Annotated in this window: 12 protein-coding genes; 5 read left to right on the top strand and 7 right to left on the bottom strand. The window is 76.4% G+C overall.

Translation table 11 applies throughout. The features are described 5' to 3' along the window. Positions 1-48: 48 nt before the first annotated feature. Both ACFWR9_RS05960 and ACFWR9_RS05955 read left to right on the top strand, forming a co-directional pair. Positions 49-1,398, top strand: coding sequence for a helix-turn-helix domain-containing protein (locus tag ACFWR9_RS05960; RefSeq protein WP_383836139.1), 1,350 nt, complete (start codon positions 49-51; stop codon positions 1,396-1,398). Between the two features lie 87 nt (positions 1,399-1,485). Next, positions 1,486-2,226 (top strand): GAF and ANTAR domain-containing protein, encoded by a 741-nt coding sequence (locus ACFWR9_RS05955; protein ID WP_383836136.1) that lies wholly within the window; start codon positions 1,486-1,488, stop codon positions 2,224-2,226. Positions 2,227-2,586: 360 nt separating this feature from the next. On the opposite strand, the gene ACFWR9_RS05950 is transcribed toward ACFWR9_RS05955, so the two are convergent. The 6 genes from ACFWR9_RS05950 to ACFWR9_RS05925 form a co-directional block, all read right to left on the bottom strand. Further along, a complete protein-coding gene (locus tag ACFWR9_RS05950; protein WP_383836133.1) occupies positions 2,587-3,357 on the bottom strand; it encodes a hypothetical protein in 771 nt (256 codons plus the stop codon). Between the two features lie 118 nt (positions 3,358-3,475). Next, positions 3,476-5,146 (bottom strand): alpha-amylase family glycosyl hydrolase, encoded by a 1,671-nt coding sequence (locus tag ACFWR9_RS05945; RefSeq protein ID WP_383836130.1) that lies wholly within the window; start codon positions 5,144-5,146, stop codon positions 3,476-3,478. 90 nt (positions 5,147-5,236) lie between these two features. Next, positions 5,237-6,217 carry a nucleoside hydrolase gene (locus tag ACFWR9_RS05940; protein WP_383836127.1) on the bottom strand — a complete coding sequence of 327 codons (981 nt, stop codon included), beginning with the start codon at positions 6,215-6,217 and terminating at the stop codon, positions 5,237-5,239. Positions 6,218-6,476: 259 nt separating this feature from the next. Further along, positions 6,477-6,845 carry a DUF6479 family protein gene (locus ACFWR9_RS05935; RefSeq protein WP_383836124.1) on the bottom strand — a complete coding sequence of 123 codons (369 nt, stop codon included), beginning with the start codon at positions 6,843-6,845 and terminating at the stop codon, positions 6,477-6,479. A gap of 70 nt (positions 6,846-6,915) precedes the next feature. Then, positions 6,916-7,794, bottom strand: coding sequence for a serine hydrolase (locus tag ACFWR9_RS05930; protein WP_383836121.1), 879 nt, complete (start codon positions 7,792-7,794; stop codon positions 6,916-6,918). 409 nt (positions 7,795-8,203) lie between these two features. After that, complete coding sequence (locus ACFWR9_RS05925) at positions 8,204-9,166, bottom strand: LysR family transcriptional regulator (protein WP_383836118.1); 963 nt, start codon at positions 9,164-9,166, stop codon at positions 8,204-8,206. An 85-nt stretch (positions 9,167-9,251) separates the two neighbouring features. On the opposite strand from ACFWR9_RS05925, the gene ACFWR9_RS05920 reads away from it, so the two are divergent. Both ACFWR9_RS05920 and ACFWR9_RS05915 read left to right on the top strand, forming a co-directional pair. Continuing rightward, positions 9,252-10,250 carry an alpha/beta hydrolase family esterase gene (locus ACFWR9_RS05920; RefSeq protein WP_383836115.1) on the top strand — a complete coding sequence of 333 codons (999 nt, stop codon included), beginning with the start codon at positions 9,252-9,254 and terminating at the stop codon, positions 10,248-10,250. A gap of 290 nt (positions 10,251-10,540) precedes the next feature. Next, the gene (locus ACFWR9_RS05915) at positions 10,541-12,178 is read left to right on the top strand and encodes a penicillin-binding transpeptidase domain-containing protein (protein ID WP_383836113.1); all 1,638 of its coding nucleotides are present in this window, start codon (positions 10,541-10,543) and stop codon (positions 12,176-12,178) included. A 158-nt stretch (positions 12,179-12,336) separates the two neighbouring features. Here the strand turns inward: ACFWR9_RS05915 and ACFWR9_RS05910 are convergent, their stop codons facing one another. Next, positions 12,337-13,476, bottom strand: a complete 1,140-nt coding sequence (locus tag ACFWR9_RS05910; RefSeq protein ID WP_383836110.1) for a cytochrome P450 — start codon at positions 13,474-13,476, stop codon at positions 12,337-12,339. A gap of 136 nt (positions 13,477-13,612) precedes the next feature. Here ACFWR9_RS05910 and ACFWR9_RS05905 point away from each other — a divergent pair, with 136 nt between their 5' ends. Next, positions 13,613-14,317 (top strand): TetR/AcrR family transcriptional regulator, encoded by a 705-nt coding sequence (locus tag ACFWR9_RS05905; protein WP_383836107.1) that lies wholly within the window; start codon positions 13,613-13,615, stop codon positions 14,315-14,317. Positions 14,318-14,357: the final 40 nt, after the last annotated feature.

Below are 14,357 nucleotides of genomic sequence, written 5' to 3'. Positions count from 1 at the left end.
CCTAGAGCCGTCCGAGTCGAACGGCAAGAGACGCAGGGGGAGTTGGCAGTGGGGGACCGTGACGACCGAGGGGCCATCGGACGCCGGGTGCAACGACTGCGGGCCGAGCGCGGGATGACCCAGCGCCAGCTCGCGGAACCGGCGTACACACCCGCCTACATCTCCACCCTGGAGGCCGGCCGCGTCCGCCCCTCCGACGACGCGCTGCGGCATCTCGCCGAGCGGCTGGGCGTGGGCTACGAGGAGCTGGCAACCGGGCGCCCGGCACGGCTCGCCACGGACCTGCGGCTCAGGCTCACCGAGGCGCAGCGCACCCTCGCCACCGAGGGCGCCGAACAGGCCGCCGGGCAGTACGCCGGGCTGCTCGCCGAGGCCGAGGCGCACGAACTGCCCGAGGAACGCGCCGCCGCGCTGCTCGGGCTCGGCGAGTGCGCCATGGAGACCGGCGAACTGGCCGCCGGGCGCCAGTACTTCGAACGGGCCGAGCGGTGCCTCGCCGACGCCGGCGCCCCGCTGCCCGGCCGGGTCCCGGCCCTGCGCGGACGCGCGGTGGCGCACTACCTCGCCGGTGAACTGCGGTACGCCGTCTACCTCCTGGAGTCCACCCTCGACGAGCTGAACCGCGGCGGCCTGCACGACCCCGACGCGCTGCTGCTGCTCTACGCCAGCGCGATCGGCCCGTACATGGACATGGGCGCCCACGCGCGCGCCGCCCAGGCCGCCGAACTGGCCCTCTCCCTCGCCCCCAGCGCCGGTGACCCCGCGCTGGTCGCCCGGATGCACCGCTCGGTCGCCCGTACCCTGCTCGCCGAGGGCCGCCTGGCCGAGGCGGACGCGTCGCTCGCCAAGGCCGCCGAGCTGTACCGCACGCTGCACCTGCGCACCGAGTTGGCCAACTGCCACTGGATGCGCGGGTACGTCTACGCCCAGAACGGCGAACTCCCGCGCGCCGAGGAGGAGATGCGGGAGGCGCTGAGCATGCTCTCCGCCACCCGTGCCGCCCTCTACAGCAGCCAGGTCGCCGTCGAGCTGGCCGACGTACTGCACCGGCGCGGCAAGTCCGAGGAGGCCGCCGGGCTGCTGCACGGGGTGCTGGACGACCTCTCCTCCGAGCGCGGCGCCGTGCACTCCGCGGGCGCGCACCGGCTGCTCGGCATCATCGCCGAGGACGCCCGGGACACCGAGGCCGCGGAGGAGCACTACGTGCGCGCGCTGAGCCTGCTGGAGCGGGCGGGCGCGGCCGGTGACCTGGCCGACCTGTGCCGGCTCCTCGGCGACCTGCTGCGCCGCACCGGCCGCGTGGAGGCGGCCCTCGACGCGTACCGCACCGGCCTCGGGCACCGCACCGCGCCCGGCACGACGACGCTCGGTCCGGCGCCCGCCCAGCCGCCGCTGTAGCTGCGCGGGCCGTGCCCCGCCGGTCCGCCGGTTTCCGCCGGTCGGGCAGGGGTAGTCGGCCCTCGGTCGCCGTGCGGGAAGGAGGCGGTGCGCGTGCCGCCCAGCGACGAACCCCGCGGGCTCCCGGACGGCGGCTCCTCCACCGCCGAGCTGATCGCCGCCGAGGTGCGCGGCACACCGCCGGGCGAGGTGCCGGGGCGGATGTGCGAGATGGCCGTACGGCTGCTGCCGGTGACCGGGGCGAGCGCGTCGCTGCGCGGCGAGGGCGTGCCGGTGCGGTTGTGCGCGAGCGGGACCCGGGCGTCGTACCTGGCGGAGATCCAGGCCACGCTGGGCACCGGCCCCTGTGTGTCTGCCGCCGAGACGGGCGCGCCGGTGCTCGCCTGCGACCTGGCGTCCGGCGCGGACGCCGGGCGGTGGCCGGTCTTCGCCCAGCAGGTCACGGCGGTCGGTGTCCGCGCGGTCTACGCGCTGCCGCTGGGCACGGACGAGGTGTGCCTGGGCACCCTCGACCTCTACCGCGACACCCCCGGTGGCCTGAGCGGGCCGCAGTTGCGCACGGCACGGCTGGTGGCCGGGGTCATCACGGTGGCCCTGATGGCCCTGCCGCGCCGGGAGGGGGCCTGGCTGGACGAGGTGGCCGGTGACCACGACGAGGTATACCGTGCCGTCGGCATGATCATGGCGCAGCTGCGGATCGACGCCGACGAGGCCCTGGCCCGGCTGCGCGCCGACGCGTTCGCCCGCGGCCGCACCGCCCACGCCGTGGCCCGCGAGGTGCTGACCCACCGCCGCCACTTCGGCCGCGACTCGGGAGCCGGGCTGTAGCACGCGGCCCGTCCGCCACGTGCCCTACACCTGCGCCCGCCCCTGCCGCCGGGCGTCCGCCATGCGCCGTGCGCTCGGGCCGTCCGGGTGGCGTTCGGTCGGCCGTGGAGCGTGGCCCGGCGGCCCGCGCTCGCCGCCCGTGGATCGGGGCTCGGCCGCCCCGCCGGGGGCCTGTCCTACACCTGCGCCCGCCGCTGGCGCCGGGCGTCCGCCAAGCGCCGTGCGCTTGTGTGGGCGGCCGTCCGGGTGGCGTTTTCGGTCGGCCGTGGAGCGTTGCCCGGCCGCCCGCTGCCCGCTGCCCGCTGCCCGCCGCCCGCCGCCCGTGGACCGGGGCTCGGCCGCCCCGCCCGGGGGCCTGTCCTACACCTGCGCCCGCCCCTGCCGCCGGACCTCCGTCAGACGCCGGGCGCCCGTGTCGGTGGCCGTCCAGGTGGCGTCGGTGGCCGGTTCGGTGAGGGTGCCGTTGGTCAGGCTGGCGGCGTCGTCGCCGACGCGTACGGCGACGAGGTCCACGGTGAGGACGGTGTCGCCTCCCCCGTCCACCGTGACTCGCACGCCCTGCCGGGCCTCCCCCGCCTCCGGCAGAGTCAGGGCGGCGACCCGGACCGACCGGGCGGCGCCCTGGGCGGCCCGGGACGTGAAGCGCCCGCACGTGTCCGGCAGGGTCCCGAGCCAGGCCAGCGTCCGGTCGAGGTCGGCGGCGCGGTGCGAGGTGACCCGGTAGTGCAGCTGGGCCCCGCCGTCCGCGTCGTCCAGGGCGGCCGTGGCGCGGGGCGCGGTGGCGGTGCCGAAGAGGTCCTCGGTGTACAGGACGTCCAGCAGACGACCGCAGTCCGGCCGCTCGGTGGTGGCCTTGAGCAGCTCGTCCCGCCAGGTCGCGGCGCCCCGCGTCGGCTCCCACGCCTCACCCAGGTCGTCCTCGGTGATCAGGGCCGCCCGAGCCTGCCCCCGGGTGAGCACGGGCGGCACGGCGGTCGGCGTCAGCGCGGCCGGGGACCGTGGGGCCGTCGGTGCGGGAGTGGCGGCGCGCTCCGCCGTCCGCCCGCCACCGGCACAGGCGGCCGCCGTCAGCGCCAGCACCGCCGACAGCACGGCGGCGAGCGGGGGACGGGCGGCGGGGGCGTGCTGCATCGGTGCCTCCTGGAGGGCCGGTGCGGCCGGCGCCGCACAGGGACGGCCGCACCTCCCAGGCCACCACCGTCCCCGTCCCGCCACCAGCGCGTGCGGCCGTCCGGGTGAGGGACGGGGGCTACAGCCCCAGCCACACCGTCGTGTCCGGGCCCAGGCGGCCGTCGTCCAGGGGGCTGCTGCTCAGCAGTACCTCGCCGGCCGGGAGGCCGACCGTGGCGCCGGTGAGGTTGGTGACGCAGCGCCAGCGGTCCGTGCGGTCGAACTGCAGGACCCCCGCCGGCACGCCGTCGGCCCAGGTCAGCGACTCGCCGTCGAGCAGCTTGCGGCGCAGGCGCAGGGCCGTGCGGTACAGCTCCAGGGTCGAGCCCGCCACCCCGTCCTGGGCCTGGACGGAGTACGCCGAGAAGACCGGCGGCTGCGGCAGCCACGCCCCGCCCGCGCCGAAGCCGTACGACGGTCCCTCCGTCGTCCACGGCAGCGGCACCCGGCATCCGTCGCGGCCCTTGCGGACGTGTCCGGTCTGCTCCCAGATCGGGTCCTGGAGGACCTCGGTGGGCAGGTCGGCCACCTCGGGCAGCCCCAGCTCCTCGCCCTGGTAGACGTACGCCGAACCGGGCAACGCCAGCATCAGCAGCGTCGCCGCGCGGGCCCGGCGCAGTCCGGCCGCCGCGTCGACGGCCGGGGCGTGGCCGCCGGACAGCAGCCAGGCGTCGGTGTCGGTGTCCGGCGGCAGGACCAGCCGGGAGGCGTGCCGGACCACGTCGTGGTTGGAGAGCACCCAGGTCGCCGAGGCACCGGCGGCGTGCGCGTCGGCCAGCGAGCCGGTGATGATCCCGCGCAGCTCCGCGGCGTCCCAGCCGCCCTGGAGGTACTCGAAGTTGAAGGCCTGGCCGAGTTCGTCCGGGCGGGCGTACAGCGCGCGCCGGGCGCCCGGGACCCACGCCTCGGCCACCGCCATGCGGGGCGGGGTGTAGGCGTCGAGGATCTTGCGCCAGTCGCGGTAGACCTCGTGGACGTCGTCGCGGTCGTACAACGGGTGGGTGCCGGGCGCGAACTCCGCGAGCGCCGCCTCGCCGCTCAGCTCGGGGGAACCGAGGTCGCGCAGCGGCTCGGCCAGGTCCTTGACCAGCGCGTGCGCGACGTCGACGCGGAAGCCGTCGACGCCCCGGTCCGACCAGAACTTCAGCGTGCTGCGGAAGTCGGCGCGGATCTGCTCGTTCTCCCAGTTCAGGTCGGGCTGTTCGGGGGTGAACAGGTGGAGGTACCACTGGCCGTCGGGCACCCGCTTCCAGGCGCTGCCACCGAAGACCGACTGCCAGTCGGTGGGCGGGAGTTCCCCCTGCGTGCCGCGGCCGTCGCGGAAGACGTAGCGGTCGCGGGCCGCGGAGCCGGGGCCCGCCTCCAGGGCCTCCCGGAACCACGCGTGGCGGTGCGAGGTGTGGTTGGGGACCAGGTCGACGATCACCTTGAGGCCGAGGCGGTGCGCCTCGGCGGCCATCGCGTCGAAGTCGTCCAGGGTGCCCAGGCGCGGGTCGACGTCGCGGTGGTCGTCGACGTCGTAGCCGCCGTCGGCGAGTTCGGAGGGGTAGAACGGGCTGAGCCACAGGGCGTCGACGCCCAGGGCCGCCAGATGGGTCAGGCGCTGGGTGATGCCGCGCAGGTCACCGAGCCCGTCGCCGTCGGCGTCGGCGAAGCTGCGGGGGTAGACCTGGTAGATGACGGCCTGCCGCCACCAGTTGGGGTCCTTGGAGGACAGGTCGGGCTTGGCGGCGGTGCTGCGTACGGTCACGCGGTCTCCTTCGCGAGCGGGCGGGCGACACGAACAGATCTGTCCACATCACCCGAAAAGCGAACCCGCGTGCCCGCGACGCGCCGAGGGCTACGGACTCCGGCGCTCGACCGCTGCGAGATACAGCTCCACGTAGCGGGCCACGTCGACGTCCAGGGCCACGTCCACCAGCGGCTGCTCCCGGGTGCCGTCATGGAGTTCGGACTCGCCGGGGCGGACGCGGCGGTCGACGACGGTCTGCCCGCGGGCCGGCCCCGGGGCCAGGGAGACCTCGACGGGCAGCCGGTGCGTGGTCAGGCCCGCCGGGTCGAGCACCGCGCAGACCGCGCCCGCGTCGCCGAGGCCGCCGCCGGGGTCGGACTCGTCGGTGGCGGGGCCGCGGTGGGCGAGCAGCTCACCGGCGAGCCGGGTGCCGGGCTCGTCGCTCGCGCGCAGGCGGCGCACGTCCGGGCCCGGGACGATCACCCGCTGGAAGACGTCAAGGCCGTACATCGTGATCGGCACCCCGGCGCCGAGCAGGATCGCGGCGGCCTCCGGGTCGTGCCAGACGTTGAACTCGGCGACCGGCGTCGCGTTCCCGGTGGTCACCGCGCCGCCCATGAACACGATCCGCTCGATGTTCCCGGTGACCTCCGGGTGGGTGCGCAGCAGCAGCGCGATGTTGGTCGCCGGTGCGGTGGGGATCAGGGTGACCGGGCGCGGGGAGGCGAGGATCTCCCGGCGCAGCAGCGTCACCGCGTCCACGTCGACGGCGGTGCGGGTGGGCGCGGGCAGTCCGAGGTCGCCCATGCCGTCGTGCCCGTGCACGTGCCGGGCGGTGCGTACGCCCTCGATGAGCGGGCGTTCGGCGCCCCGGGCGACGGGGATGTCGGGGGCGCCCGCCTGCTCCAGCACGGTCAGGGTGTTCCGTACGACGCCCGCCACGTCGGTGTTCCCGGCCACGCAGGTGACCGCCCGCAGGTCGAGGCCGGGGTGGCGGACCGCCAGCAGCAGTGCGAGGGCGTCGTCGACGCCGGTGTCGCAGTCGATGATCACGGGAAGGGGCTGCGGCCGGCGGGGGGCGGTCGTCACGGCGGGGGCTCCTTGGGCTGCGGGGGCCGGTGCCGGTGACCCTACGCGCGCTCAGTCGCGTCCCCGCGGCCCGGGGCCGGTCTGCCGTATCCGCCCGGCGGTCCGCCCGCCGCCGGGCCCGCTCAGTGGTGCCCGGAGCCGCTGCCGGGCCCGTTCAGTGGTGCCCGGAGCCGCCGCTGCCGGGTCCGTTCAGTGGTGCCGGGAGCCGCCGCTGCCGGGTCCGTTCAGTGGTGCCGGGAGCCGCCGCTGCCGGGTCCGTTCAGTGGTGCCCGGAGCCGCCGCTGCCGAAAGCCCCGCTGGAACCCGGCAGCCAGCGCCGCCGCGTCTGGTCCTCGCCCCGGCGGCTGCCGGAGTGGTGCAGCTCGTAGGGCATGAGCCGTGGGCTGCCGTCCTGGTTCAGCGGGATCTCGTCGGGTTCCCGCATCTCCCGCTCCTCGCGGACGGCGCCGGTCTCGGGGAGGTGGGGCTGATCCTCGGCGCGCGGGCGGTCCGACTCCCGGTCCATGACCCGCAGGCCGATCCGTACGGCGCCGATGAGCGCGCCGGCGACCACCAGTCCGATGATGAAGGCCACGGTCACGTTGACCGCGTCGGGCGCGGCCAGCAGTTCATACGTTGCCGTACTCATGGTCCGATTATGTACCCCCGAATGGGATAAAGCGCCCGATATCCCCCGGGGATCTTGTGGACTCGGCAGCTCACGGTGCCCGCAGCGCGTCCACCGCGATCCGGGCCGCCGTGCCGATGACCGCGTCCGCCGCCGGGAGCGTGGCCGCGGTGTGGGCGGTGCGGGTGAAGACGGCGACGGCGTAGCGGCCCCCGTCGGGGTACTCGACGACGCCGACCTCGTTGCGCAGGGTGGGCAGGCTGCCGGTCTTGCCGGCCACGTGGACGTCGTCGAAGGGGAAGCCCGAGGCCAGGCGGTGCGGCCAGACCTGGAGGCCCATGATCCGGCGCATCGCGGCGCCGTACTCGGGCGGGCAGGCCTCGTCCCGCCAGACCGCGGTGAGCAGCCGGGTCATGTCCCGGGGGGTGCTGCGGTTGGTGTGGGCGGGGTCCAGGGCGCGCAGCCGGGTGATGACGTGCGGGTCGGCCAGCGCCTGGGCGCCGGCGGGCCCGGTGTCCTCCCGCATGGTGCCCAGCATCTCGCCGAAGCCGTACACCGCCCGCGTCCGGGTCAGGCCGAGCCGCTCGGTGGTCCTATTGACGGCGTCCAGTCCGACCCGGCGCAGCAGCAGGTCGGCGGCGGTGTTGTCGCTGACGGACATCATCCAGAACGCCGCGTCCCGCAGCGACAGCCGGACCGGGTCCAGCATGGCCGACAGGCCGGTGGGCCCCGGGGTGCGCCCGGTGGGCGGGCACTCGACCTGCTCGGTGAGGTCGAGCACCCCGGCCGCCGCCTGCTCGTGCAGCGTCACCAGCACGCACACCTTGTGGACGCTGGCGGTGCACACCGCCTGGTCCGCGCCGGCCGCCACCTGCGCACCGGAGTCGACGTTCACGGCGTGCAGCCAGCCGGTGACCCCGGCCTCGGCGAACGCCGCGCCCAGCCGGGCCGCGGTGACGGTGTCGGTCATGACCGGGGCTCCGATGCCGGGCGGGGGCGGGCGGGCCCGGCGCACCGCGCGACGGGGGCGTGCCGCACGCGGGGGACGCCGGTGCCGGCGCGCCGTGCCGGGTGGACGGTCCCGGTGGCCGGGGTGGCCGGGGTGGCCGGGGTGGCCGGGGTGGCCGGGAGGGCCGGGAGGGCCGGGAGGGCCGGGAGGGCCGGGAGGGCGCGCGGGCGGCGCCTGCCCGGTCGGGGGGCGGCTGCGGCGGGCCGACCGGCCGCCGGGGCGGAGGCGGGAACCGCGGGGCGGTGGACGGTCGTGTGCGTGGCGGCGCGGGGCGACGGCGGGCGCGTGGCGGTGGGGGGCGCGGGGCGGTGGCCGGTGGCGTGCGTGACGGCGCGGGGTGACGGCGGGTGCGCGAAGGCGGCGGGGTCCGTCATAGCCAGTACTCCGATGCCGGGCGAAGGTGCAGGGGCCGGGCGGGGGCCTCCGAGTGGGCGTCGGCCGTGGTGCGCAGGGCGTGGGTGGCCGCGTCCGTGAAGGCGGACACGGCGGCGTCGCCGCGCCCCTTCGGCCAGGCCACGGAGTGCCGCCAGGCCGGCGCGGCTCCGGCCAGCGGGCGCCAGACCAGGTCCTGGTCGCCTGGGGTGACCAGCCGGGTGTCGCGCGGGCACAGGGCGACGGCCCCGGACGACAGCACCAGGCCGCGTACGAAGCTGGCGCCCTGGCCGTGGCGTACGGCCCCGGGCGTCCAGCCGCCCCGGGCGCACGCGGTGAGCAGGTCGTCGTAGACCGCGGGGGCGTCGGCGCGCGGGAAGAGGACCAGGTCGTAGCCGGTGAGAGCGGCGAGCGGCACCGCCTCCCGGTCCGCCGGTCCCGCGCCGCGCGGCAGCAGGACGCCGAGGTCGCGGCGGAGCACCGGACCCAGTTCCAGGCCGGTGACGTCGCAGGGGTGGTGGATCAGTCCGACGTCCAGCTCGTGGGCGGCGAACCGGGCGAGCTGCTGGGCGGTGGACAGCTCGTGCAGCTCCAGCTCCAGGCCGGCGTGGCGGCGCCGGAAGTCCGCCAGCAGCGCGGCGACGGTCTCGCCGGAGATGTCGGGGGACAGGGCGGCGCGCAGCAGACCGGTCTCGCCGTCGCGGACGCGGCGCGCGGTGGCCCGCAGGGACTCGGCGCGGGCCAGCAGCTCGCGGGCCTCGGCGAGCAGCAGCGTGCCCGCCTCGGTGATGGTCACCTGGCGGCTGGTGCGCTCGAAGAGCCGGACGCCCAACTCCTTCTCCAGCCGTTGGATGCGCTGCGACAGGGGCGGCTGGGCCATGCCTAGACGGGTGGCGGCACGCCCGAAGTGTGACTCTTCTGCAACAGCCACGAAGCACTCCAGGTGCCGCACCAGGTCCACGAGCAGTAATCATATCGGGGATTGATCGATCCGACATCCATATGGTTCTTGGACAGGGGCCCGGTGGGGTTGCTCTCCTCGGGACATGCGCTCCTTCCGCGACCTCGCACCCCGCCTGAGCCGGTGGCCCGGTGCGCTCGCCCTCGCCCTCGTGCTCCCCCTGGCCGGCTGCTCGGCCGACTCCTCCCGCCCGGACGCGGCGCCACCGGCGAGCGGCGCGTCCAGCACCGGCGCTACCGCCACCGCGGCGCCGGAGGTCCGCGCGGAGCTGCGGGTGGACGGCCACACCCGCCGCTACCTCCTGCACCGGCCCGCCGCCGACGGCCGCAGGCCCCTCGTCATCGCCTTCCACGGCCGCGGTGGAGGCGCCGCGGAGCTGCGGGAGAAGAGCAGGCTGGAACGGGCCGCCGAGGAGCGCGGCATGCTGGTCGCCTTCCCCGAGGGCCTCGACCAGGGCTGGGGCGCGGGCACCAGGGCGACCGGGCAGCGCCCGGACCCGGGGGTCGACGTGCGCTTCACCGAGGCGCTGATCAAGCACCTGGTCCGCACCGAGCACGCCGACCCCCGGCGGGTCTACGTCGCCGGGTTCTCCAACGGCGGCTCGATGGCCCTGCGCATCGCCGCCGAACGCCCCGGTCTGCTGGCGGGTGCGGCCTCGGTCTCCGGCCAGCTGGCCGCGGGCGACGCCGCGGTGAAGCCCACCGGAACCGTCCCCGTCATGGTCGTCTACGGCGCCGACGACCCCGTACGGCCCCTGGCCGGCCTGCCCTCCCCGCCGCCGGACCCCGAGGAACCGATCCTGCCGAGCCTGTCGGCAAGGGACACCGCGGAGGCGTTCGCGGCCGCCGGGGGCGGGGGGGACCCGGTCACGCGGGCGCGGAAGGGCTACGACGAGACCGTCTGGCGGCCGAAGGACGGCCACGGCGGCCCGGACGCCGACACTGTGCGGCTCCTCGTCGTCCACGACGCCGGTCACACCTGGCCGGGTACGACCGTCGCCCCGCCGGAGGGGTTCGGCCCGGTCAGCAAGGACCTGGACGCGACCGGGGCGATCCTCGACTTCTTCACCGGGCGGGGCCGGTGATCCGGCGCCGCCCGCCGCACCGGCCCGGGCCGCTCACCCGGCGCGCCCCCCGACGCGCCGAATCTTTGCCACCGGTCCGTCGCCAGTGGTCCGGGCCGCTGCCACGGCGCGCTGCCGACGCGCCGGCCCCTCCCCACCGGCCCGACACCACCGGCCCCGGCCGCTGACCCGGCGCGTCGCCGACGTACCGAGCCGACGTACCGAGCCGACGTACCGAGCCGACGCGCCGAGCCGACGCCACCGACCCCGATGCCACCGCCCCGCCGCCCCCGACAGACAGGGAACCTCCGATGCCCGACGCCCCTTACCTCACCTCCCCCCGCCGCCGCGGCCCCCGCAACGGTGTGCGGGCCGTCGCCGCGGTGGGGGTCGTGCTCGCGATCGCCGCGGGCGGCTCGTACGCCGCCGGGCTCGGGCCCTTCGCGCGCGGCGACGACGGCCCGGACCCCGCCGCGATGGAACAGGCGCGCGCGTTCCTCGCCGACTGGTCCGCCGGGCGCCTGCCGAACGCGGCCGGCCGCACCACCAGACCCGGCACGGCCGAGGAGGTGCTCCAGAGCTTCACCGCCGGGCTCGACATCGAGAAACCGAAACTGACGGCGGCGAAGGACGCCGAGGAGGCCGAGGACGGCACCCTCGGCGTCCCGTTCACCGCCCGGATGCCGATCAGCGGCCTGGGCACCTGGACGTACGAGTCGGAGCTGCCGCTGCGTGAGCAGGACGACGGCGAGTGGAAGGTGGACTGGCGGCTGTCCCTGGTGCACCCGCGGCTGAGCGACACGGAGAAGTTCCGGCTTGAGCGCGCGGAGACCACCCCTCCGAAGGTCACCGACCGCGAGGGGACCTCCCTCAACGGCGGGCAGTACCCGTCCCTGGCACCGCTCCTGGGCCGGCTCGCCGGCGACGCGGGCGGCGGGGGTCCGCGCGGCGCGGTCGAGCTGGTCGACCGCGCCAGCGGCGAGGCCGTGCGCACCGAGGCGTCCTTCGGCAAGAAGCCCGACCCGGCGACGGCGGACCGACCCGTGCGCACCACCCTGGACGCCACCTGGCAGTCCGCCGCCGAACAGGCCCTCGCGAAGGCCGACGGCAAGAACGCCGCGCTCGTCGCCCTGCGCGTCGACAACGGCGAGGTCCTGGCCCTCGCCAACTCCCCCTCCACCGGCTTCAACCGCGCCGCCTCCGGCACCTACGCGCCCGGCTCCACCTGGAAGATCGTCACCAGCAGCGCCCTGCTGCTCAAGGGCGCGGTCGAGCCGGACGACGTCGTGGACTGTCCCAAGTACCTGACGGTCGGGAAGGAGTTCCACAACGTCGAGACGTCGGAGCACCCGGGCGCCACCTTCCGCAAGGACTTCACCGAGTCGTGCAACACGGCCTTCATCAGCCTGCGCGGCAAGCTCGACGAGGGGGAGCTGGGCAAGGTCGCCCGCACCTACTTCGGGGTCGGCCAGGAGTGGCACGTCGGCATCCCGACGTACGACGGCTCGGTGCCGGTGCCCAGGGACGAGACCGAGAAGGCCGCGTCGATGATCGGACAGGGCCGGATCCAGGCCAACCCCCTGATCATGGCGTCGGTGACGGCGACCGCGGTCTCCGGCGAGTTCCACCAGCCGTCCGTCACCGCCGGGAACGAGAACGGCACCCGCACCGAGCCGCTGCCCGGCAAGGTCGTCACCCAGCTGCGCGGGCTGATGCGGGACACCGTCACCGACGGCACCGCGCGCGTCCTGGCCGACCTGCCCGGCGAGGTCGGCGCGAAGACCGGCACCGCCGAGGTCTCCGACGACCAGGACAACAACGGCTGGCTCGTCGCCCACCGCGGCAACGTAGCCGTCGCCGTGGTCGTCGAGGAGGGCGTCACCGGCGGCGGCTCGGCGGGCCCGGTCGTACACAGCCTGCTGTCCGCCGTACCGGAGGACCCGTCCTGACCGCCCCGGCCGGGGGACCCGCCCCGGCCACCCTGCCGGGGGATGCGCCCTGACCGACCCGGCCGGGACCCGTCCTGACCGTCGCGGCCGAGGGATCCGCCCCGCCCGCCTCGCCCGAGCGCCCCGCCCGCCCCGCCCGGGCGCCCCGCCCCCGCGGATCAGCCCAGGCGCAACGGCAGTTCCGCCAGCCCCCGCAGCAGCGTGCTGGTGCGCCAGGTGAGCGTCGCCGGGTCGGTGGCGAACGCGAGCGTGGGGTACCGCTCCAGGAGCAGGCTTACGGCGACGGTGGCCTCCAACCGGGCCAGCGGGGCGCCCAGGCAGTGGTGGAGGCCGTGGCCGAAGCCCAGGTGGCCGCGGGGCGCGCGGCCGATGTCGAAGCGGTCGGGGTCGGGGAAGTGGCCGGGGTCGCGGGAGGCGGCGGCGAGGGAGACGAGCACCGGGTCGCCGGCCGCGATCGGGGTGCCCGCCAGCTCCAGCGGCTCGGCCGCGAAGCGGAACGCGGAGGCGTGCACGGGTGAGTTGAACCGCAGCGACTCCTCCACCGCTCCCTCGGCCAGGTCCGGCTCGGCGCGCAGGCGGTCCAGCTGGCCGGGGTGGGTGAGCAGGCTGTGGACGGTCGCGGAGATCAGGTTGACGGTCGTCTCGTGGCCGGCGACCAGGATCAGGAAGGCCATGCCGAGCAGTTCCTCGGCGGTGAGGCCGCCGGCGTCCGCGGCGGCGGTCAGGTCGCTGAGGAGGGTGCCGTCCGGGGCGTCCCGCTTGTCGCCGGTCAGGTCGGTGAGGTAGCCGGTCAGCGCGCCGGCCGCGGCCGCCGCCGCCTCCGGCGAGGTGGGCATGACCAGCTCGTTCGACCAGGTGTGGAAGACCTCGCGGTCGGCCCCCGGCACGCCGAGGAGTTCGCAGATCACCGTCACCGGAAGGGGCAGCGCGTACCGGGCGACCAGGTCCGCCGGGCCCCTGCGCGGCAGCGCGTCCAGCAGGCCCCCCGCGACGCGCTCGACGCGGGGGCGCAGGGCGGCGGTCCGTCCCGGTGTGAAGTGGCCGGCGACCAGCTGGCGCAGGCGGGTGTGGAGCGGCGGGTCGCTCTGGAGCATGTTGCGGCCGATGGCGTGCCCGCCGTCGGTGTCCCAGGACGCGGAGTGCCGGATGTCGTTGCGCAGCCGTGGATCGGTGAGCGCGGCCCGCGCCGCGTCGCGCGTCACGACCAGCCAGCTCTCGCCGCTCCCCGGCACCGACACCCGGTGGACGGCGCCCGCGGCCCGCAGGGCGGCCAGTTCGTCGAGGGTGGGCGCGGCCATGGGACCTCCTGGGAACCGGGGGACGAAGAGGGAAAGGGCTTAACCGGGGAGTGCTCCCCATTTACCCGGCCGACGATAGCATCGGCACCGAGGGCACGGGGAGCACTCCCCGGTTCGTACGATCCGGAGGGCGAGGATGACCGTCGGCGCACGCGAGGGAGCGCCCCGGCAGCGACGCGACGCGCGACGCAACCGGGAGCTTCTGCTGGAGGCGGCCCATGAGGTGTTCACCGAGCAGGGGCTGGACGCGCCGCTGGACGTGATCGCGCGCCGGGCGGGGGTCGGCAACGCGACGCTCTACCGCCACTTCCCCACCCGCACCGCGCTCGTGGACGCCGTGTTCCGGGACTCGCTGACCGGCACGATGGAGGCGGGTGAGCGGGCCAGGAAGGCGCCGGACGCGTGGGCGGGCCTCACCGCCTATCTGGACGTCGTCTTCACGGCCCTGGCCGCCGACCGCGGCTCCAACGACCTGATGACCACGCATCTGCGGGGCGTGGACAGCCTGGAGGCCGTGCACGAGCACAACCGCCGGACCGTGGACGCGCTGCTGGTCCGCTGCCGGGACGAGGGCACCGTGCGCGCCGACGTCACCACCGAGGACGTCCTGTTCGGGCTCGCGGCGCTCGGCCGCGCGGTCCCCGCGCTGACCGCGGCGACCACGCCGGACGCCTGGCGCCGCCCGCTCGCCCTGTTCCTCGGCGGCCTGCGGGCCGCGCCGGCCGCGCCGGCCGCGCCGTCCCTGCCGGCGCCCGCGCTCACCGCCGCCGACCTCGGCGAGGTCCTGCGCGAACTGGGCCCGCACCGCACCCGCGCGGGCGGCCGCGACCCCGGCGTGTGAGGCGGGGCGCGGTCAGCCGCGGGGTGCGCCCTCCTCGAAG

It is taken from the genome of Streptomyces sp. NPDC058534, from assembly GCF_042717365.1.
Taxonomy (GTDB): Bacteria; Actinomycetota; Actinomycetes; order Streptomycetales; family Streptomycetaceae; genus Streptomyces.
The sequence above is the reverse complement of the archived record's forward strand: the minus strand, read 5'-3'. Positions and strand labels throughout refer to the sequence as shown.

Coding starts and splice junctions, on each gene's coding strand:
- ACFWR9_RS05920 (WP_383836115.1), top strand. CDS start 9,252: ATGCGCTCCTTCCGCGACCTCGCACCCCGCCTGAGCCGGTGGCCCGGT.
- ACFWR9_RS05905 (WP_383836107.1), top strand. CDS start 13,613: ATGACCGTCGGCGCACGCGAGGGAGCGCCCCGGCAGCGACGCGACGCG.
- ACFWR9_RS05935 (WP_383836124.1), bottom strand. CDS start 6,845: ATGAGTACGGCAACGTATGAACTGCTGGCCGCGCCCGACGCGGTCAAC.
- ACFWR9_RS05950 (WP_383836133.1), bottom strand. CDS start 3,357: ATGCAGCACGCCCCCGCCGCCCGTCCCCCGCTCGCCGCCGTGCTGTCG.
- ACFWR9_RS05930 (WP_383836121.1), bottom strand. CDS start 7,794: ATGACCGACACCGTCACCGCGGCCCGGCTGGGCGCGGCGTTCGCCGAG.
- ACFWR9_RS05915 (WP_383836113.1), top strand. CDS start 10,541: ATGCCCGACGCCCCTTACCTCACCTCCCCCCGCCGCCGCGGCCCCCGC.
- ACFWR9_RS05910 (WP_383836110.1), bottom strand. CDS start 13,476: ATGGCCGCGCCCACCCTCGACGAACTGGCCGCCCTGCGGGCCGCGGGC.